Source organism: Amycolatopsis azurea DSM 43854, from assembly GCF_001995215.1.
Taxonomy (GTDB): Bacteria; Actinomycetota; Actinomycetes; order Mycobacteriales; family Pseudonocardiaceae; genus Amycolatopsis; species Amycolatopsis azurea.
Map to the genome: position 1 here is coordinate 54,382 of NZ_MUXN01000004.1, position 19,284 is coordinate 73,665.

At 68.3% G+C, this 19,284-nt stretch carries 17 protein-coding genes; 10 read left to right on the plus strand and 7 right to left on the minus strand.

Annotation, left to right across the window (positions count from 1 at the left end; genetic code table 11):
* The first annotated feature begins 55 nt into the window (after positions 1-55).
* Entirely contained in the window at positions 56-559 is a 504-nt protein-coding gene (locus B0293_RS06695) for a hypothetical protein (RefSeq protein ID WP_005150723.1), read from the plus strand.
* Here the strand turns inward: B0293_RS06695 and B0293_RS06700 are convergent.
* Both B0293_RS06700 and B0293_RS06705 read right to left on the minus strand, forming a co-directional pair.
* Positions 556-1,038, minus strand: coding sequence for a GNAT family N-acetyltransferase (locus B0293_RS06700; protein ID WP_005150722.1), 483 nt, complete (start codon positions 1,036-1,038; stop codon positions 556-558). The genes B0293_RS06695 and B0293_RS06700 overlap by 4 nt on opposite strands.
* Before the next feature lies 1 nt (position 1,039).
* Positions 1,040-1,633 (minus strand): acid phosphatase, encoded by a 594-nt coding sequence (locus B0293_RS06705; RefSeq protein ID WP_005150720.1) that lies wholly within the window; start codon positions 1,631-1,633, stop codon positions 1,040-1,042.
* Between the two features lie 62 nt (positions 1,634-1,695).
* On the opposite strand from B0293_RS06705, the gene B0293_RS06710 reads away from it, so the two are divergent.
* Entirely contained in the window at positions 1,696-2,166 is a 471-nt protein-coding gene (locus tag B0293_RS06710) for a hotdog fold domain-containing protein (RefSeq protein WP_005150718.1), read from the plus strand.
* Between the two features lie 162 nt (positions 2,167-2,328).
* On the opposite strand, the gene B0293_RS06715 is transcribed toward B0293_RS06710, so the two are convergent.
* Complete coding sequence (locus tag B0293_RS06715; protein ID WP_005150717.1) at positions 2,329-3,006, minus strand: hypothetical protein; 678 nt, start codon at positions 3,004-3,006, stop codon at positions 2,329-2,331.
* A gap of 169 nt (positions 3,007-3,175) precedes the next feature.
* On the opposite strand from B0293_RS06715, the gene B0293_RS06720 reads away from it, so the two are divergent.
* Positions 3,176-4,804, plus strand: coding sequence for a GMC oxidoreductase (locus tag B0293_RS06720; RefSeq protein WP_005150716.1), 1,629 nt, complete (start codon positions 3,176-3,178; stop codon positions 4,802-4,804).
* Here the strand turns inward: B0293_RS06720 and rfbC are convergent.
* The gene (gene rfbC, locus B0293_RS06725) at positions 4,777-5,382 is read right to left on the minus strand and encodes a dTDP-4-dehydrorhamnose 3,5-epimerase (RefSeq protein WP_005150714.1); all 606 of its coding nucleotides are present in this window, start codon (positions 5,380-5,382) and stop codon (positions 4,777-4,779) included. The genes B0293_RS06720 and rfbC overlap by 28 nt on opposite strands.
* A gap of 385 nt (positions 5,383-5,767) precedes the next feature.
* On the opposite strand from rfbC, the gene B0293_RS06730 reads away from it, so the two are divergent.
* Positions 5,768-6,943, plus strand: a complete 1,176-nt coding sequence (locus B0293_RS06730) for an NAD(P)-dependent malic enzyme (RefSeq protein ID WP_005150713.1) — start codon at positions 5,768-5,770, stop codon at positions 6,941-6,943.
* A gap of 311 nt (positions 6,944-7,254) precedes the next feature.
* Here the strand turns inward: B0293_RS06730 and B0293_RS06735 are convergent, their stop codons facing one another.
* On the minus strand, positions 7,255-8,658 hold the full coding sequence (locus tag B0293_RS06735; RefSeq protein WP_005150708.1) for a bis-aminopropyl spermidine synthase family protein: 1,404 nt from the start codon (positions 8,656-8,658) through the stop codon (positions 7,255-7,257).
* 91 nt (positions 8,659-8,749) lie between these two features.
* Here B0293_RS06735 and B0293_RS06740 point away from each other — a divergent pair, with 91 nt between their 5' ends.
* From B0293_RS06740 to B0293_RS06755, 4 genes are read left to right on the plus strand one after another with little or no spacing between them, the layout of a single operon-like run.
* A complete protein-coding gene (locus B0293_RS06740) occupies positions 8,750-9,838 on the plus strand; it encodes an ABC transporter ATP-binding protein (RefSeq protein WP_005150706.1) in 1,089 nt (362 codons plus the stop codon).
* Positions 9,838-10,521, plus strand: coding sequence for an ABC transporter permease (locus B0293_RS06745; RefSeq protein ID WP_005150704.1), 684 nt, complete (start codon positions 9,838-9,840; stop codon positions 10,519-10,521). Before B0293_RS06740 ends, B0293_RS06745 begins: the two co-directional genes overlap by 1 nt.
* Positions 10,518-11,207, plus strand: coding sequence for an ABC transporter permease (locus tag B0293_RS06750; RefSeq protein ID WP_005150702.1), 690 nt, complete (start codon positions 10,518-10,520; stop codon positions 11,205-11,207). The genes B0293_RS06745 and B0293_RS06750 overlap by 4 nt, the downstream gene beginning before the upstream one ends.
* Complete coding sequence (locus B0293_RS06755; RefSeq protein WP_039915272.1) at positions 11,204-12,103, plus strand: ABC transporter substrate-binding protein; 900 nt, start codon at positions 11,204-11,206, stop codon at positions 12,101-12,103. Before B0293_RS06750 ends, B0293_RS06755 begins: the two co-directional genes overlap by 4 nt.
* 4 nt (positions 12,104-12,107) lie before the next feature.
* Here the strand turns inward: B0293_RS06755 and B0293_RS06760 are convergent, their stop codons facing one another.
* Positions 12,108-12,623: a GNAT family N-acetyltransferase gene (locus B0293_RS06760; protein WP_005150697.1), complete on the minus strand. Its 516-nt coding sequence runs from the start codon at positions 12,621-12,623 to the stop codon at positions 12,108-12,110.
* A gap of 391 nt (positions 12,624-13,014) precedes the next feature.
* On the opposite strand from B0293_RS06760, the gene B0293_RS06765 reads away from it, so the two are divergent.
* Both B0293_RS06765 and B0293_RS06770 read left to right on the plus strand, forming a co-directional pair.
* Positions 13,015-14,580, plus strand: a complete 1,566-nt coding sequence (locus B0293_RS06765; RefSeq protein ID WP_005150695.1) for a S8 family peptidase — start codon at positions 13,015-13,017, stop codon at positions 14,578-14,580.
* Positions 14,581-14,712: 132 nt separating this feature from the next.
* Entirely contained in the window at positions 14,713-15,432 is a 720-nt protein-coding gene (locus B0293_RS06770) for a hypothetical protein (RefSeq protein ID WP_005150693.1), read from the plus strand.
* A 76-nt stretch (positions 15,433-15,508) separates the two neighbouring features.
* On the opposite strand, the gene B0293_RS06775 is transcribed toward B0293_RS06770, so the two are convergent.
* Positions 15,509-19,225, minus strand: a complete 3,717-nt coding sequence (locus tag B0293_RS06775) for a multifunctional oxoglutarate decarboxylase/oxoglutarate dehydrogenase thiamine pyrophosphate-binding subunit/dihydrolipoyllysine-residue succinyltransferase subunit (protein ID WP_005150681.1) — start codon at positions 19,223-19,225, stop codon at positions 15,509-15,511.
* Positions 19,226-19,284: the final 59 nt, after the last annotated feature.

Genomic DNA, 19,284 nt, shown 5'->3' on the forward strand with positions numbered 1-19,284 from the left:
GGGTGGCATACGATCGAAAGTGCTCACGTACGGTGACCCGCCCTGGTGGAGCGCCGTGTCCGGAAGCCTGGAAGGCTGTTTCGCCGTGTCCATCGCCGACAAGCTCTCGCCCGCGCCCCGTGAAGTCCGCATCGCCGGGGCGATCACCGCGCTGCCGGGGCTCGCCCTGATCGTGTTCGCGGTCCTGCTCCTGGTCAACGGCCAGGCGGGACCGGAGAACCTGCTGGCCGAGGTCGCCTACTACCTCGTCCTCGCCGCCGGAACGGTGGCCTGCGCGGCCGGGCTGGTGATGGGGAAGACCTGGGCGAGGTCGCCCGGCGTGGTCGTCGCGCTGATCCTCGTCGGCGTCGGCTGGTACGGCGCGGGCCCGTCCGGGCAGCCGCTGTGGGGTGTGCCGCTCGGCCTGATCGGCGTCGCCGTCCTCGTGCTGCTGTTCCGCCGCCCGTCGCGCGCTTGGGCGCTCGGGATGCAGGAAGGCGAGACCGAGGAAGAGGCCGCCGAACGCGACGGCGCCGCGGGCCGCGCGGCGCGTCGCGAACGCGAAGAGCGCGACTCCTAAATCTGGGCCGCGAGCGCCTTCAGAGGTTCGTCGGTCAGCCGGTCGACGGTCCACTCGTCCATCGGCACCGCGCCGAGGGACTTGTAGAAGCCCTGCGCCGGGTTCCAGTTCAGTACCGACCATTCGAGACGGGCGTAGCCGCGCTCGACGCAGACCGCCGCGAGGGTGGCCAGGAGCGCTTTGCCGAGGCCTGAGCCGCGCTGCTCGGGACGGACGTAGAGGTCTTCCAGGTAGACGCCGTGCACGCCGCGCCAAGTGGAGAAGTTGAGGAACCAGAGCGCGTAGCCCACGATCTCGCCGCCGACCTCGGCGACGTGGCCGAACAGCGCCGGCGCCTCACCGAACAGGGCGACGCGCAGCTGTTCGGGGGTGAGGTGGCATTCGTCCGGGGCGCGTTCGAACTCGGCGAGGTCGTAGACGAGCCGGACGACGGCGTCGACGTCCTCTTCGCGGATACGCCGGATGCGGTCGTCGGCCATTTCAGTCCTCTGTGGTGGGGAGCAGGTTGAGGTGTTCGATCTGGGGCTCGCCGCGTTCGTCGCCGAGTACCGCGACGCCCGCCGGGTCGAGTCCGAAGTGGACGCCCGCCGTCGACGGCAGGCCGACCCAGCGCGCGACCAGGACGCGGCTGAAGTGCCCGTGGCCGACGAGGATCACGTCACCCTTGCCGAGCGGTTCGCGGACGCGGTCGATCAGCTTGTCCGCGCGGGCGCTGACGTCGTCCGCGCTTTCGCCGCCGGGGATCGGGTGCGACCAGACCGTCCAGCCGGGAACAGTCTCGCGGATCACCGGGGTGGTGACGCCCTCGTAGTCGCCGTAGTCCCATTCGGCCAGCTCTTCGGTGACCTCGTCGACGCGCAGACCGGCCAGCTCGGCCGTCCGCAGCGCGCGGGTGCGGGGGCTGGAAAGGACGAGCGCCGGGTTGCCGCCGAGCACCGCGCGCAGGGTGCCGCCCGCCGCGCGGGCCTGCCCTTCGCCCGCCGTCGTGAGCGGGATGTCGGTGCGTCCGGTGTGTCGTCCGTTGACGGACCACTCGGTCTGACCGTGCCGGAGGAGGAAGAGCCGATGAGCCACGTTGCGAATATAGCCTGCGGTCCGGTTATGCTACTGGTGAGTAACATGATGAGGAGACCGTGATGGCGCAGAATCCGACCTACGCGATGTGGAACCGGCTGGCCGGGAAGCCGGTCGGCAAACAGCTGTTCTCGGCCGCGATGTGCCTGCGTGTGCCGTACTTCCGGACGGTGCTCCCGTCGGTGCGCGAACTGGGTCCCGGCCGGTGCGAGGTGACCTCCCCCAAGTGGTGGGGTGTTTACAACCACATCAAGACTTTTCACGCGATCGCGGCATGCAACCTCGCCGAGATCGCCATGGGGATGCTCGCCGAGGCGACCGTCCCGGCGACGCATCGCTGGCTGCCCAAGGGGATGACGGTCGAGTACGTGGCCAAGGCCGAGACGAGCCTGCGCGCGGTCGCGGAACTGCCGGAGTTGCCGGAATTCGGCGACGAGGGTTTCGAGCTCCCCGTGCCGGTGACGATCACGGACACGAACGGGAAGCCCGTCGTGACCGCGACCATCACCATCTGGGTCACCAAGAAGAAATAGGTCTCCCAGGGCGACCCGTCCGTCTGGGTCGGGGTGGTCGTGAGTGGCAAAGAGGGTTAGAACGACACTTATCACTCACGACCCCCTCGGCCGACCGCGTTTCGTCCTCTGAATGCGGTCCTTGCGTGTGCAACTACCGCGTTCAGAGGACGAAATGCGGGGTCAGAGGGGCTTGAACCGGACGTAGGTCGCCAGCTTGAAGGTGTTCGCCCCGCTCGCCGACGGCAGTCCGAGCAAGTGGTCGGCCACTGGCGACAGTGGTCCGCAGCCGGTGGCGCGCGGCAGGGCGAGCCGGGTGTCGACGACGCCGAACTTCACCGTCTTCGGGTTCTGCGAGATGACCTCCATGGGCACCGCGGGATCGTCCTTGACCACCGAGTGGAGCGGCGCGTCGAGGGTGCCGATCGAGCATTCCTTGGGCAGCAAGGGATGCCGCAGCACCGCGTAGAGGTCCAGTTCCCCGCGGCGCTCGTCGTTCGACAGGAAGTCCGAGTAGTTCCCGTACTTCAGCTGCAGGCTCGCGCCGAAACCGTTCGGGATCCTGGCGGGCGCGTGTCGCAGTTCGCCGAAGACCTGCGCGAACTTTCCGTCCACTTTGCCTTCGGAGAACGTCAGCCGCAGCTCCCCGAGTGGGATCGTGCGGTCGCCGAGGGTCAGGACCCCTTGCGAGACAAAGGCTTCGCAACGCCAGGTGCCGGGGTCGGCGTCGGCGGGCGGGGCTGGGCACGCGGAGAAGTCGAACTCGGGCGCAGGGGAGGACGCCGCGGAGGCGGAGCCGGGAAGGGTGACGAGGGCGGCGGCGGAGAGCGCGGCCGCGGCCGCTGCGAGAAGACGTCTCATGACTCGAAAGAGTGGTCTGTGGCGGCCTGGGACACATCGGGGAAGGTCCCCAAGGGGACCCCTGGGATCACCCCGTTCGGGTGAAACTAAACGGCGTTTACCCAGCTGACGCGAATCCATTTCGGATTCGGTCTTGAAGGTGGCTCGAACGGCGGGCGATCATCGGCCCATGTCCCCACTGTCGCGCCGCAAGTTCCTCGGGTTCACCGCGCTCAACTCCGCCGCCGCTCTCGGGCTCACCACGATTTCCACCGCGCAGGCCGGAGAAGCGGCTCCGGGCTTCTCGACGGCGGTGGTCGTCGGCACCGGTTACGGCGCCGCCGTCACCGCGCTCCGCCTCGGCGAAGCCGGGATTCCCACGGTCATGCTCGAAATGGGCAGGCTGTGGACCGACCCCGGCCCCGACGGCAAGGTCTTCTGCGACATGCTCAAGCCGGACCGGCGGGCCGCGTGGTTCAAGAACCGCACCCAGGCCCCGCTCGCGTCGTTCCTCTGGCTGGACGTGGCCAACCGCGACGTCCAGCGGTACCCCGGCGTCCTCGACAGGGTGGATCACGGCGACATGTCCGTCTATGTCGGCCGGGGCGTCGGCGGCGGGTCGCTGGTCAACGGCGCGATGGCGGTGACGCCGAAGCGGTCGTACTTCGAGGAGATCCTGCCCGGCGTCGACGCCGACGAGATGTACGGGACTTATTTCCCGAGGGCGAACCAGGCGCTCGGCGTGAACAGCATCGACCCGGACTGGTTCGAGACCTGCCGGTCCTATCGCTACGCGCGGGTTTCCCGGAAGGCGGCGACGCGGGCAGGGCTCAAGACCGTGTTCGTGCCCAGCGTCTACGACTTCGAGTACATGAAGCGGGAAGAAGCGGGTACGGCGCCGCGCTCGGCGCTCGCGTCGGAGGTCATCTACGGCAACAACCACGGCAAGCGTTCCCTCGACCGGACCTACCTCGCGGCCGCGCTGGGCACCGGGAACGTGACCATCAAGACGCTGCACCAGGTCCGCGGCATCACCCGCCAGACCGATGGCACCTATGTCCTCACCGTGCACGAAACCGCCGAGGACGGCTCCGTCGTGGCGAGGAAACAGCTCGGCGCGAAGTACCTGTTCCTCGGCGCCGGCAGCCTCGGTTCGACGGAACTGCTCGTGCGGGCCCGGGAAACCGGGACGCTGCCCGAACTCGACGACGAGGTCGGCCGCGGCTGGGGCACCAACGGCAACGTGATGCTGGGCCGCGCCAACCACGTGTGGGATCTCTGCGGATCACTGCAATCGGGGATGCCCGCGCTCGGCATCGACGCGTGGGACGACCCGGTGAACCCGGTCTTCGCCGAGGTCGCGCCGGTGCCCGCCGGGATCGAGACGTGGCTGAGCCTCTACCTGGCGATCACGAAGAACCCCGAACGCGGCCACTTCACCTACGACGCCGCCAGCGACTCCGCGCGGCTCCAGTGGCGCGCTTCGCAGGGCAAGCCGTCGATCGACGCGGCGAAGTCGTTGTTCGACAAGGTCAACCGGGCCAATCGCACGATCTACCGGAGCGACCTGTTCGGGGACACGCGGTCGTTCGAGAACCGGTTCACCTATCACCCGCTGGGCGGGCTGGTGCTGGGCAAGGCCACCGACCTGTACGGCCGGGTGAAGGGGTACCGGAATCTCTACGTGACCGACGGTTCGCTGATCCCGGGCAGTACCGGGGTGAACCCCTTCGTGACGATCACCGCGCTGGCGGAGCGGAACGTGGAACGGGTGCTGCGAGAAGATCTGGCTCAGCCTTCGGCCCGCAACTTCTCGTAGTACTTGACACATTCGTCGTATCGCGGCAGCAATCCCTGCTCCAGGGCCTCTTTCAGATAAGGCGCCTCAGTGTCCTTTTCGGACACCGCGGGTTCGAGGTCCTGCGGCCACGGCAGCGCGAGATCGGGATCCAACGGGTTGACGCCGTGTTCCGCGGCCGGGTTGTACGGCTCGGAGCAGAGATAGGCCATGACCGTGTTGTCTTCGAGCGCCATGAAAGCGTGGCCGAGGCCTTCGGCGATGTAGACCGCTTTGTATTCGGCGCTGTCGAGCAGCACGGACGTCCATTCGCCGAAGGTCGGCGAGCCGACCCGGAGATCGACGATCACGTCCAGCAGCGAACCGCTCGGGCAGTACACGTATTTCGCCTGCCCGGGCGGGGTGTCCGCGAAATGCAGGCCGCGGACGGCGCCGCGCCGGGAAACGCTGGTGTTGGTCTGCGCCAGGCGAAGCCGGTGCCCGACCGCTTCGACGAAGGCCTCTTCCTGAAACGGCGCCACGAACAGGCCTCGGTGGTCGGGGAAAACACGCGGGGTGAATTCGAAACAGTCGGGGATGCTGAGGCGCCTGGCTTGCATGCCTCTCATGCTAGCCACGGCTGACAGCGCGTTCCCAAGCCGGACGGACGTCTTGCGAAACCTTTCCTGAGCTGCGCATATCCGGGCCCGGTTGTGACATGAACCGCACCAGAGGGGCACACTGGTCCGCATGCCTGTCACAATGATCTGACCGCTGCGTCCGCGGCCGTCGCCACACCCACGGCACCGATGGCCGATTGGACGCTTCGCCGACAGCCGGCGCTACCGCGCTGGGCTGCCGTGTCGGAGGACGAGTTATCCCAGGTGGCCGGGCCATGCCCACTTTGGCCTGCTCACCGGCCAGTTCCCCCGCTCGCAGTCCCAGGAGAATCCCATGACCTTCGCTCGAATCGAGACTTCGCCGTCCTTAGACACGGCGGAAGCAATGACGGGAACCACGATGACCACGCCAGTGACCGACACCGAGATCTTCGAAGGGCACGAGGGCGGCAAGCTCTCCGTGGCCGCGACGCGCCCGATCTCCTCGCCCCGTGACCTTTCGGTCGCGTACACCCCCGGGGTGGCGAAGGTGAGCCGGGCGATCGCCGAGGACGCGGCCAAGGCGAAGCGGTACACGTGGGCGGACAGGCTGGTCGTGGTGGTCAGCGACGGTACGGCGGTGCTCGGCCTCGGTGACATCGGCGCGAGCGCTTCGCTGCCGGTCATGGAGGGCAAGTCGGTCCTGTTCAAGACCTTCGGCGGGCTCGACTCCATCCCGCTGGTGCTCGACACCACCGACGTCGACGAGATCATCGAGACGCTGGTCCGGCTGCGCCCGTCGTTCGGCGCGGTGAACCTGGAGGACATCTCGGCGCCGCGCTGCTTCGAACTGGAGGACCGCCTCAAGGAGGTCCTCGACTGCCCGGTCATGCACGACGACCAGCACGGCACGGCGATCGTCACGCTGGCGGCGCTGCGCGGGGCGAACCAGGTCCTCGGCAAGGACATCTCCGGCCAGCGCGTGGTCGTCTCGGGAGCGGGCGCGGCGGGTGTGGCCTGCGCCAGGATCCTGCAGAACGCCGGTGTCGCGGACGTCACCGTGCTCGACTCGCGCGGCATCATCCACGCCGGGCGCGACGGCCTGAACCCGATCAAGCAGAAGCTGGCCGAGACCACGAACGCGGCCGGCCTGCGCGGCGGCCTCGGTGAGGCGCTCAAGGGCGCCGACGTCTTCCTCGGCCTGTCCGGGGCGACCATCGACGAGTCCCTGCTGGCCGGGATGTCCGACGACGCGATCGTGTTCGCGCTGTCCAACCCGGACCCGGAGGTCCACCCGGCCGCGGCGTCGCGGTACGCCAAGATCGTGGCGACCGGGCGCAGCGACTTCCCGAACCAGATCAACAACGTGCTGGCGTTCCCCGGCGTCTTCCGCGGCGCGCTGGACTCCGGCGCGCGGGCGATCACGGAGAACATGAAGCTGGCCGCGGCCGAAGCGATCTTCGCGGTCGCGCAGGACGACCTGGGCCCGGACCGCATCGTCCCGAGCCCGCTGGACCCGCGGGTCGCGCCCGAGGTGGCCGCCGCGGTCGCGAAGGCCGCCGAGGCCGACGGCGTGGTCTGACAGTCCTTTCAAGGCTCGAAGCGGTGCCGGAAGGCGTTGCGAAAGCCACTTTCGCAACCTTCAACGTCGCGAAAGTGGCTTTCGCGACACCGCCTTCCCGCCTCGTCAGGTGCCAAGTCCGTGAAGGCCTCCTTCGCTACCTTCAGGGTAGGGAAGGAGGCCTTCACGGCTAGGCGACGGCTGGCGCGGGTGGTCGTCGCCCATCAGGCAACCGGCCTCGCCGGGAGGTGTTGCGAAAGCCACTTTCGCAACCTTCAACGTCGCGAAAGTGGCTTTCGCGACACTGCGGAGGCGGCGCGCGAACACGCCCTTCAGCCCAGGAGTTCCGCCAGCCGATGCCGCGGCAGGTCGATCAGCCGCGCGTCCGTCAGGTCGGCGGGGACGTCCAACGAGACGTTCGCCAGCCGCGCGTGCGCCCGGGTCAGCAGCTCTTCCTGGTGTTCGACGGCGTCCGCGACGACGACGGCGTGCCGGTTGTCCGGGGTGCTCCGCAGCAGCCGCAGTTTGTACTTCGCCCCGATCAGCCGGTTGAGCGCGGCCTGCGCCTCGGCGTTCGCCAGGTCGGGGTGCGCGTTCGGGACCAGCAGCGCCAGCCGCCGCGCGTTGGTGCCCAGCAGGGTCCGCAGCAGCCAGGGGCCGGGGTCGGCCGAAAGGTCCATCGCGACCGCGTCGCCTTCCGGTCCGGAAACGGACCAGTCGACCGGCCGCGACTCCAGCGCCAGCCCGCCCTCGGTGGCGATCTCGTGCAGCTTGTCCAGCAGTGAGGGCTTGGCCCCGCCCGCGGACTCCACCGACTGCGGGCCGTGCGTGTAGATCGCGGCCTTGCCTTTGCCGCCGCGGTTCTTCTTCGACTTCGCGGTCGGCTGGCAGACGTAGAGGTCCGCCGCGCTTCCGATCGCCTGCGCGCCGAAGTACCGGTTGAAGTCCGGCAGGATCGCTTCGAAGGTCAGCCCGAGCGTCGCGAGCGCCCGCTGCACCTGCGCACCGAGGGCGGGATGCCGGGGGCTGTAGCCGTAGGCGAGCAGCAGTCGTCCGTCCGAGGGTTCGGCGAGCGCCTGGACCCCGCGCGCGGCGAACAGGCCCATTCCTTCGGGGGTGTAAGGCGGATCACTGAACACGAGGTCCATCCGCCCGGCCACCGACGGTGGCAGGCCGACGCGCAGATCCGTGTGCAGGGTGCGGACGGACCGCTCGCTGAGTTCGTCGATGTAGGCCAGCACACGATCGTCGAGATCGACGACGGTGAGGTCCGCGTCGGGCCGCAACGCGCGCACGGCCAGCGACGTGAGGTCGTGGTCGCCCAGGAACAGCAGTTTCGCCGTGTCGAGGTCGTACCGCTCGTCCAGCCACAGCGCGCGGTCGAGCACGGTCTCCGGGGTCGCCTGCACGTGGTCGAGCGCGGCCAGCGGCGCGGGCACGTTCTCGACGTAGCTGGTGATGGTCTTCAGCAGGTCCGGGTCGGTTTTCCGGTCCGGGGTCTCGAAGCGCGCGTACTTCTCACGGGCCGCGGGGGCCAGCCGCAAGCGCGACTCGTTGCGCTCGAGGTCGTCGCCGAGCGCGTTCAGGACGTCTTCGACACTCCGGCGCGGCGCGGTGCTGATCCGGACCAGTTCGCCGAGGTCCCGCCAATCCGCCCGGAGCAGGGAAATCACCCGATGGAGCGGTCGCACGTGGACACCGTGCGCCGCGAGGACGTCATCGACGGAGGAACTCACAGCCCGCAGCCTAGTGACTCGTTCCCTGGGACACCGTGCCAACAGGGCCGATGTGGGCTACGGTTTTTCGACCAGACATGGGGAGAGACACGTGACTATCGAGTTCCGTGGCGTGACCAAGCGGTATCCGGACGGGACGGTCGCGGTCGACGACCTGAACCTCACCGTGGAGGACGGCACCATCACCGTCTTCGTCGGGCCGTCCGGCTGCGGCAAGACCACGTCGCTGCGGATGATCAACCGCATGGTCGAGCCGACTTCGGGCGCCGTGCTGCTCGATGGCAAGGACGTCAGCGACGGCGACCCGGCGCTGCTGCGCCGCGGCATCGGCTACGTCATCCAGCACGCCGGCCTCTTTCCACACAGGACAGTCCTGGACAACGTCGCCACCGTGCCGCTGCTGTCCGGCTGGGACAAGGGCGAGGCGCGCAAGCGCGCGGCCGAACTGCTCGAAACCGTCGGCCTGCCCGCGGAACTCGGCAAGCGGTACCCCGCGCAGCTTTCCGGTGGACAGCAGCAGCGCGTCGGCGTCGCCAGGGCGCTCGCGGCGGATTCGCCGGTGCTGCTGATGGACGAGCCGTTCTCCGCCGTCGACCCGATCGTCCGCGAGGAGCTGCAGGACGAGCTGCTGCGTTTGCAGTCACAGCTGGGGAAGACGATCGTCTTCGTCACCCACGACATCGACGAGGCCGTGCGGCTCGGTGACAAGATCGCCGTGCTCCGCGTCGGTGGTGTGCTCGCGCAGTACGGCACGCCGTCGGAGGTGCTGCGTCATCCCGTCGACGACTTCGTCGCTTCGTTCGTGGGCAAGGACCGCGGCTACCGCGGCCTCTCCTTCCTTTCGGCGGAAGGGATCGTCGTCGAAGAGGTCAAGCGGGTCGAGGTCGGCAAGCCGGTACCCGGACCGTCCGACGACTGGCGGGTCGCGGTCAACGCCGAAGGACAGCCGCGCGGCTGGCTGCGTCCCGAGTCCACTGTGGATGGTGAGCTCGCGGAGACCGATCTCGTCGCGGGCGGATCGCTGTACGTCCAGGGATCGCCGATCCGCGGCGCGCTCGACGCGGCTCTGTCGTCGCCCGCGAGCCTCGGGGTCGTGGTCGACGCCGACCAGAAGGTCCTCGGGGTGGTCAGAGCCCAGCAGGTCCTCGAAGTGATCGAAACGCCGTCGTTGAGTTCCTGATGGGGGACTTCTTCGCGGAGCTCGGACGTTATCTGGGCAGCGCCAACAACCGCTCGCAGTTCTTCGGCGACCTGCTGGACCACATCTATCTCTCACTGGTCCCGCTGGTGCTGGGCCTGGTGATCGCGGTACTGGCGGGCTGGCTCGGCCACCGGTTCGCCGCGGCGAAGTCCGTGTTGCTGGTGGTGTCGAACCTGCTGTACACGATCCCGTCGCTCGCCCTGTTCGTGGTGATCCCGGGCATCATCGGCTCGAAGATACTCGACAGCGTCAACGTCATCGTCGCGCTCACCGTCTACACCGCCGCCCTGCTGGTGCGCCCGGTGCTGGACGCGCTCGACGCCGTCCCGCCGCACGTCGTCGCCGCGGCCACGGCGGTCGGCTATAAACCCGCGCGCCGCTTCCTCACCGTGGAGCTGCCGCTTTCGGTACCGGTGCTCGCGGCGGGCGTCCGGGTGGCCTCGGTCAGCAACATCAGCCTGGTCAGCGTCGGCGCGCTGATCGGCACCGGCGGGCTCGGCGTGCTGTTCACCGACGGTTTCCAGCGCGAGTACTTCTCGCCGATCGTCGTCGGCATCGTCGCGACCCTGCTGCTCGCGCTGATCGTCGACCTGGTGCTGGTCCAGCTTCGCAATCTCCTCACACCCTGGGACCGGGTGGCGACCACGGCGGGGGCGAAATGATCGGCGACGTCCTGAACTGGTTCGGCGACCCGGCGCACTGGCAGGGCACGGACGGCATCCCGGCCCGGCTGCTGCAGCATCTCGGCTACACGGCGCTGGCGTTGCTCTTCGCGCTGATCATCGCGATCCCGCTCGGGCTCTACGTCGGGCACACCGGCCGCGGCGCGGTGCTGCTGGTGAGCGGGGGCAACGCGATCCGCGCGCTGCCGACACTGGGCCTGGTGACCTTCCTGTTCCTGCTCTTCACCGAGAGCGAGATCTCGACGATCATCGGGCTCGTGGTGCTCGCCATCCCGCCGATCCTCGCCGGGACGTACGCGGGTTTGCAGGCGACCGATCACGGTGTGGTCGACGCGGCGCAGGGCATCGGGATGACCGGCTGGCAACGGTTGTGGAAGGTCGAGGTGCCCATCTCGCTGCCGCTGGTGCTCGGCGGCGTCCGGAACTCGGTGCTGCAACTGGTGGCGACAGCCGCGGTGGCCGCCTACGTCGGGCTCGGCGGACTCGGCCGGTTCCTGCTCGACGGACTGGCCATTTTGGACTATCCCCAGGTGGTCGCGGGCGCGCTGCTGACGACGTTGCTCGCCGTCGTGCTGGATCTGGCACTGGCGGGCGTCCAGCGGCTGCTGGTGCCCAAGGGGGTTCGGCTGGCGCAGGCCGCGAGCGGGAAGAAGGCGAAGGTATGAGGCGGACGGTGGCGGCGCTGTTCGCCGGGATCGCGTTGCTCGCGGCGGCCTGTGGCAATCCGCTCGCCGGTGGTGCCGAAGGCGGGACGGCAGGCGACATCATCATCGGCGCGTCCGATGTCGGGGAAAGCCTTCTGCTGGCCCAGATCTACGCGGGCGCGCTGCGCAACGCGGGCGCGGAGAACGTGACCGTGCGCCCGCCGGTCGGCAGCCGCGAGGTCGTCGTCAAGGCGTTGCAGGACAAATCGCTTTCGGTGGTGCCGGACTACAGCGGGAACCTGTTGCGCTACTTCGACAAGGACACCGAGGCCACCACGCCGCAGGACGTCTACGCGCAGCTGAAGCAGAAGTTGCCGTCCGGCTTCGAGGTGCTCGAACAGGCGCCCGCGGAGGACAAGGATCTTCTGGTGGTGCGCAAGGAACTCGCCGATTCCGGGATCAGGACCTTCTCCGATCTCGGCAAGCGCTGCAAGGAATTCGTGTTCGGCGGCCCCGGCCAGTGGAGCAGCCGCTGGAAGGACAAGATCAAGACGCTCTACGGCTGCGAGTTCGCCGAGATCCGCACGACCGACACCGGTGGCCCGGTCACGGTCGCCGCGCTGAAGTCCGGCGACGTCCAGGTCGCCGACCTGTTCAGCACGTCGTCCTCGATCGCCGCGAACGGGTTCGTGCCGCTGGTGGACGACAAGAACATGTTCCCCGCGCAGAACATCGTCCCGCTCATCGCGAAGGGGACGTTGTCGCCGAAGGAGACCGACGCGCTGAACCGCGCGTCGGCGGCGCTCACGACCGAGCAGCTGACCGAGTTGAACGTCCAGTTCAGCGAAGAGAAGCGCAATCCGCTCGACGTCGCCGAGGAGTTCCTGCGCCGGAACAACCTCCTCGCGCCCGCCTGAGGGGCTAGAGGCGGTCGAAGGCGGGCGAGTAGCGGAATTCGCCCTGGAGGGACGGGTTGTGGGCGCCGAGAGTGCGGACCTGGAAATGCGGCGCCCATTCCGCGACCGGCGGCGTGATCCCGTGCCGCTCGGCGAGTACGAAGCCGAAACGGGAGTAGTAGCCCGGGTCGCCGAGCAGGACCACCGCCCCGTGACCGAGTGCGTCGGCGGCACCGAGTACGGCGTGCATGAGCGCGGAGCCGACGCCGGCGGCGTGGAACTCGGGCAGCACCCCCAACGGCCCGAGGCCGACGGCGGACTTCGTGTCCTCGCCGATCCGTCCGGGACTGCAGCACACGTGCCCGACGACCACACCGTCGCGTTCGGCCACGATGGACAGTGCGCCGATCAGATCGCCGTCCGCGCGGAGTTCGTCGACGAGTTTCGCCTCGACCACCGGGACACTGTGTTTCGCGAACGCGGCCAGATGCACGGCGTGGATCGCCTCGCGGTCGGCCGGGTTTTCCTGTCGGAGCAGCATGCGCCCGAGTGTGCTCCCTCCGAAGGTAGGATGGAAATCGATTTCCGCTCGATCCGGTCGCGACTTTAGTAGGCGGCCATCCGTGTGTACTTTCACGCGGCTGAAACGATCGGTGGTCCGGAATACGACCACCAGATGTGCGGATTCCCAATTCTTCGTGGGCCGTACGGGCGCAAAACGCGACCAAAGTCGGGGGCTGAACGGTTCCCGAGCTGCATCGATGCGGCACCCTTTACTACCCGGATGTCCGTAATGCAAGGTCTTCCTTGGGGTGAAAACGCGATTTAGTCTCAGCCTGCGCTCCTCAGTGAACGCGCTTCACCTCAGATTCACCCCAACGATCCGGCGGGCGATTCATGTCCGCGGGTCGACCCTGCCTGGGAGGAATATCTTGAACAATTCCCTGGGATCCTTGAAGAGACGACTGCCGGTGTTCGGTGTCACGGCGGCCGTCGCCGTGCTGACCGCGCTCGGCGGCACCACTGTCGCGTCGGCGGCGGAGGGCTCGATCGTCAACGCGGGCAGCGCGAAGGCGATCAAGGACAGCTACATCGTCGTGCTGAAGGACGGTTCTTCGGTCGAAGCCACCGCGAAGAGCGTGACGAACCGCCACGGTGGCACGGTCGAGAAGACCTTCGCGTCGTCGGTTCGCGGCTTCTCCGGCGCGCTGACCGAGAAGCAGGCGAAGCGAGTCGCCGCGGACCCGGCCGTCGCCTACGTCGAGCAGAACCAGATCGTCTCGGCCACGACGGATCAGCCGAACCCGCCGTCCTGGGGCCAGGACCGGGTCGACCAGCAGAGCCTTCCGCTGGACCAGAAGTACAGCTACAGCACCACGGCGTCGAACGTCACCGCGTACGTCGTCGACACCGGCATCCTCACCACGCACCCCGACTTCGGCGGGCGCGCGACCCACGGCCGGGACACCGTCGACAACGACAACGACGCCACGGACTGCAACGGTCACGGCACCCACGTCGCCGGCACCATCGGCGGTACCGCGCACGGTCTGGCCAAGGGCGTCAAGCTCGTCGCCGTCCGCGTGCTGAACTGCTCCGGTTCCGGGACGACCGCCGGTGTCATCGCCGGTATCGACTGGGTGACCGCGAACGCCGTCAAGCCCGCCGTCGCGAACATGAGCCTCGGTGGCGGTGCCTCGGCGACCCTCGACCAGGCCGTCCAGCGGTCGATCGCGTCGGGCGTCACCTACGGCGTCGCGGCCGGTAACGACTACGGCGCCAACGCGTGCAACACCTCCCCGGCCCGCACGCCCGAGGCGATCACCGTCGGCTCGACCACCAACACCGACGCCAAGTCCGACTTCTCCAACATCGGCACCTGCCTCGACATCTTCGCGCCGGGCAGCGGCATCACGTCGACGTGGCTGAACAACGGCACCAACACCATCAGCGGCACCTCGATGGCGACCCCGCACGTCGTCGGCGCGGCGGCTCTGTACGCCTCCGCCAACCCGTCGGCCACGCCCGCTCAGGTCCGCGACGCGCTGGTCAGCGCCGGCACCAAGGACAAGGTGACCAGCCCGGGCACCGGTTCGCCGAACGTGCTGCTCTACACCGGTACCGGCGGTGGCCCCGGCCCCGAGCCGACGCCCTGCGGCACGCAGACCAACAGCGGCGTCGTCGCCATCCCCGACGCCGGTGCCGCGGTGACGAGCACGATCACCGTCGCGAACTGCGCCCGCAACGCTTCGGGCACCACCAAGGTCGCCGTGAACATCACGCACACCTACGTCGGTGACCTGGTCATCGACCTGGTCGCGCCGGACGGCACCTCGTACCGCTTGAAGGGTTCGAGCAACGACTCGTCCGACAACATCAACACCACGTACACCGTCAACGCCGCGGCCGAGGCCGCGAACGGCGCCTGGAAGCTCAAGGTGCAGGACGTGTACCGGGTCGACACCGGCTCGCTCAACAGCTGGTCGCTGACCGTCTGATCCACCCCTGGAGTACGTGAAGACCCCCTTCCTCCTGCTGGGAAGGGGGCCTTCACGTCTCCGTAGGGTGATCCGGCGCCCAGTTGCCGCATTCGTCCACTAAGGACCGACGTGAGGCTTTAGCCTCTCCGCATGCAGCCCGGACCGCCCTACCAGCAGGGCCCTCAGCAGCCGTACCCACCGCAGGGATATCCAGGGTATCCCCCGCCCGGATACGGTCCGCCGCCCAAGAAGTCCAACACCGGGCTCATCATCGGGATCGTCATCGGCGCCGTCGTCCTGCTCGGCGGTGGCGGGGCCGCGGCTTTCCTGCTGCTGTCCGACGACTCCGGTTCGTCTTCGTCCGCGGCGCCGACGTCGTCGAAGAAGACCGGCCCGCCGGACAAGTACACCGTGCTGCCGACCTGCGACAAGATCGGGGAAGGCGTGCGGAACCTGCCGCCGCTCGAGAACCCGACCGGGCAGCGGCGCGCGAGTACCTCGGATTCGAGCGTCGAGCTCTACGCGTCGGATTGCAGCTGGCGTGAATACAAAGCGCCTTCCGCCCTGGTGACCATGTACCTCGCGAAGTCGGTGGAGCCGGGTTCGGGCAATGGAGAGGGCACGGCCAAGGCCGGCTACGAGAACGCCTTCGACGACGGCGGTGAACTGATCCCGAACATGGAGAAGGCGACCAAGGCCGCCTACATCACCATGAGCTCCCAAAGCCAGTGCATGATCCGGTTCTACCAGGGCAACGTCGACGGGCAGGTCATCGTGACCGGCCCGGACCCGTCCGGGGTCGTCGACCAGAAGGTCTGCAAGGAGAACGCGCTGAAGGTCGCGAAGGCGACTTCCCGCGCGATCGGCTAGGCGACTTCAGACGCAGCGAAAGGGCCCTTCACCGCATCGGATGCGGTGAAGGGCCCTTTCGGCTCAGGCCAGGCGATCAGTCGAAGGCCCGCGCGATCAGCGCCTTCTGCTCGACCTCGTGCACCTTGGACGAACCGGCCGACGGTGCCGCCATCGGACGACGCGAAACGACGTCCAGGCTGGAGAACACCTCCGGCAGCTTCCGCGGCAGGTTCAGGCCGAAGAACGGCCACGCGCCCTGGTTCTCCGGCTCCTCCTGGACCCAGACCGCGGGAGCGCCGTTGTAGCGCTCGAGCGCCGCCAGCAGCTTCTTCTTCGGCAACGGGTAGTACTGCTCGACCCGCACGATCGCGACGTCGTTCGCCTCGCGCTTGGTCCGCTCGGCCACCAGCTCCCAGTAGAGCTTGCCGGAGGTCAGCAGGACCTTGCGCACCTTCGCCGGGTCGACGACGGCGTCGTCGATGACCGACATGAACTTCGTCTGGCCGGTGAAGTCCTCGACCTGCGAGGTCGCGGCCTTGTTGCGCAGCATCGACTTGGGGGTGAAGACCACCAGCGGGCGGTTGACTCCGTCGAGCGCGTGGCGGCGGAGCAGGTGGAAGTAGTTCGCCGGGGTCGACGGCACCGAGACGGTCATCGAGCCCTCCGCGCACAGCGAGAGGAAGCGCTCGATGCGGCCGGAGGTGTGGTCCGGGCCCTGGCCTTCGTGGCCGTGCGGCAGCAGCAGCACGACGTCGGAGAGCTGGCCCCACTTGGCCTCGCCGGAGGAGATGTACTCGTCGATGACGGTCTGCGCGCCGTTGACGAAGTCACCGAACTGGGCTTCCCACATGACCAGCGCTTCGGAGTTGGCCACGGAGTAGCCGTATTCGAAGCCGACCGCCGCGTACTCGGACAGCGCCGAGTCGTAGATCATGACGCGGCCCTGGTTTTCGGCCAGGCTGGCCAGCGGCGAGTACTCCTGGCCGGTCTTGCGGTCGATCAGGACCGAGTGGCGCTGGGTGAAGGTGCCGCGGCGGGAGTCCTGGCCGGACAACCGCACGAGGCGGCCTTCCATGGCCAGCGAACCGAAGGCGAGCAGCTCACCGAAGGCCCAGTCGATGCCGCCTTCGCGGGACATCTTGTGGCGGCGCTCCATGACCGGCTTGACCCGCGGGTGCGGGGTGAAGCCCTCGGGCACGTTGAGGAACGCGTCGCCGATGTGCTCGATCGTCTCGGAGGTGGTCGCGGTGGGCACCTTGGCGGGGACCTGCTGCTCCTCTTCGACCGAGGGGCTGGCCTTCGCCGGGTGCTTCTCCAGCTCGCGGACCTCGTTGAACACGTGCTCCAGCTGGCTGGAGAAGTCGCGCAACGCGGCCTCGGCCTCTTCGACGGAGATGTCGCCGCGGCCGATCAGCGATTCGGTGTAGGTCTTCCGGACCGACCGCTTCGTGTCGATGATGTCGTACATCGCCGGCTGCGTCATCGAGGGGTCGTCGCCCTCGTTGTGGCCGCGGCGGCGGTAGCAGATCAGGTCGATCACGACGTCCTTGTGGAACGCCTGGCGGTAGTCGACGGCCAGCTTGGCCACCCAGTGCGCGGCCTCGGGGTCGTCGCCGTTCACGTGGAAGATCGGCGAGCCGATCATCTTCGCGACGTCGGTGGCGTACTGGCTCGACCGCGAGTGCTCGGGCGCGGTGGTGAAGCCGACCTGGTTGTTGACGATGACGTGCACGGTGCCGCCGGTGCGGTAGCCGCGCAGCAGCGCGAGGTTCAGGGTCTCGGCCACGACACCCTGGCCCGCGAAGGCCGCGTCGCCGTGCATGAGGACCGGGAGGACGGTGAAGCCCTCGCCACCCTTGTCGAGGATGTCCTGCTTCGCGCGGACGATGCCCTCGAGGACCGGGTCGACGGTCTCCAGGTGCGACGGGTTCGCGGTCAGCGACACCTTGGTCTCGCCGTCGCCGAACATGCGGAAGTACTTGCCCTCGGCGCCGAGGTGGTACTTCACGTCACCGGAACCGTGCGCCTGGCCCGGGTCGAGGTTGCCCTCGAACTCCTGGAAGATCTGCGCGATCGGCTTGCCGACGATGTTCGCGAGCACGTTCAGGCGGCCGCGGTGCGGCATGCCGATGACGACCTCGTCGAGCTCGTGCTCGGCGGCCTTGTCCAGCAGCGTGTCCAGCAGCGGGATCGCGGTCTCGCCGCCTTCGAGGGAGAACCGCTTCTGGCCGACGTACTTGGTCTGCAGGAAGGTCTCGAACGCCTCGGCGGCGTTGAGCTTCGAGAGCACGTACTTCTGGACGGCGGGGTCCGGCTTCTCGTGCGGGATCTCGACGCGGTCCTGGATCCAGCGGCGCTCCTCGGGGTCGAGGATGTGCGTGTACTCGATGCCGACGGTGCGGCAGTAGGAGTTGCGCAGCACGCCGAGGATGTCACGCAGCTTCATCCGCTCCTGGCCGGCGAAGCCGCCGACCGGGAACTCGCGGTCCAGGTCCCACAGGGTCAGGCCGTGGGAGAGGACGTCGAGGTCGGCGTGGCTGCGCTGCCGGTAGTTCAGCGGGTCGGTGTCGGCCATCAGGTGACCGCGCATGCGGAAGGCGTCGATCAGCTCGATCACGCGCGCGGTCTTGTCGACCGGGCCGTCCGGGATGTCGGCGACCCAGCGGATCGGCTCGTAGGGCAGGCGCAGGCTGGTGAAGACGTCGTCGTAGAAGCCGTCCTCGCCCAGCAGCAGCTCGTGGATGCGCTTGAGGAACTCGCCCGACTCCGCGCCCTGGATGATGCGGTGGTCGTACGTCGAAGTCAGCGTCATGATCTTCGACACGCCGAGGTCGACCAGGGCCTTCTCGCTGGTGCCCTCGAAGTGCGCCGGGTACTGCATGGCGCCGACGCCGATGATCGCGCCCTGGCCTGCCTGCAGGCGCGGCACCGAGTGGTTGGTGCCGATGCCGCCGGGGTTGGTCAGCGAGATCGTGGTGCCGGAGAAGTCGTCGGCCGTCAGCTTGCCGTTGCGGGCCTTCTTGACGATCTCCTCGTAGGCCTGCCAGAACTGCATGAAGGTCATGTTCTCGGTGGCCTTGATGGAGGCCACGACGAGCGTGCGGGCGCCTTCCTTGCCCTTCATGTCGATCGCGAGACCGAAGTTCACGTGCTCCGGCGTGATCGCGAACGGCTTCCCGTCGATCAGCTGGTAGTGCCGGTTCATGTTCGGGAAGTTCTTCAGCGCCCGGACCATCGCGTAGCCGATGAGGTGCGTGAAGGAGATCTTGCCGCCGCGCGTGCGCTTGAGGTGGTTGTTGATGACGATGCGGTTGTCGGCCATCAGCTTCGCCGGGACGGCGCGCACACTCGTGGCCGTCGGCACGGACAGCGAGGCGTCCATGTTCTTCGCGATCGCGGCCGCGGCGCCGCGGAGCTGCTTCGACTCCGGCTCGGCGGCCTTCTCGGCGGGCTTGGCGGGGGCCTTCTCGGCCGCCTGGGGAGCCGCTGCCTTCGGAGCGGGCTTGGCCGCTGTCTTCGGGGCGGTCTTCGCCGGGGCGGTCTGCTTCGCGGTGGACTCGGCGTTGCGGACCGTCTGCGGCGACGGCTTGGCGGCCTGGCCGTTCGCGCCCGCGCCCTCCTTGGCGGTCTCCGAGGAGGTCTGACGTGCGTCGTCAGCCTTCGTCTTCGCGTCCTGCGTTGGCTTGAAGTCCGCGAAGAAGTCGTGCCAGGCGGCATCGACTGAGGTGGGGTCGGCGAGGAACTGGTCGTACATTTCCTCGACAAGCCACTCGTTGGGGCCGAATTGTGACGCAGGGCTGCTGCTGGACACGGCTTGGACTCGCCTCTATCCGTCTCGAGATCTTGAACACCGCTGATGCGCCTACCAGG

Excerpts from the sequence above, each read along its gene's own strand:
- B0293_RS06700 (WP_005150722.1), bottom strand. The coding sequence starts at position 1,038 with ATGGCCGACGACCGCATCCGGCGTATCCGCGAAGAGGACGTCGACGCC.
- B0293_RS06710 (WP_005150718.1), top strand. The coding sequence starts at position 1,696 with ATGGCGCAGAATCCGACCTACGCGATGTGGAACCGGCTGGCCGGGAAG.
- B0293_RS06715 (WP_005150717.1), bottom strand. The coding sequence starts at position 3,006 with ATGAGACGTCTTCTCGCAGCGGCCGCGGCCGCGCTCTCCGCCGCCGCC.
- B0293_RS06720 (WP_005150716.1), top strand. The coding sequence starts at position 3,176 with ATGTCCCCACTGTCGCGCCGCAAGTTCCTCGGGTTCACCGCGCTCAAC.
- rfbC (WP_005150714.1), bottom strand. The coding sequence starts at position 5,382 with ATGCAAGCCAGGCGCCTCAGCATCCCCGACTGTTTCGAATTCACCCCG.
- B0293_RS06730 (WP_005150713.1), top strand. The coding sequence starts at position 5,768 with ATGACGGGAACCACGATGACCACGCCAGTGACCGACACCGAGATCTTC.
- B0293_RS06745 (WP_005150704.1), top strand. The coding sequence starts at position 9,838 with ATGGGGGACTTCTTCGCGGAGCTCGGACGTTATCTGGGCAGCGCCAAC.
- B0293_RS06750 (WP_005150702.1), top strand. The coding sequence starts at position 10,518 with ATGATCGGCGACGTCCTGAACTGGTTCGGCGACCCGGCGCACTGGCAG.
- B0293_RS06755 (WP_039915272.1), top strand. The coding sequence starts at position 11,204 with ATGAGGCGGACGGTGGCGGCGCTGTTCGCCGGGATCGCGTTGCTCGCG.
- B0293_RS06760 (WP_005150697.1), bottom strand. The coding sequence starts at position 12,623 with ATGCTGCTCCGACAGGAAAACCCGGCCGACCGCGAGGCGATCCACGCC.
- B0293_RS06770 (WP_005150693.1), top strand. The coding sequence starts at position 14,713 with ATGCAGCCCGGACCGCCCTACCAGCAGGGCCCTCAGCAGCCGTACCCA.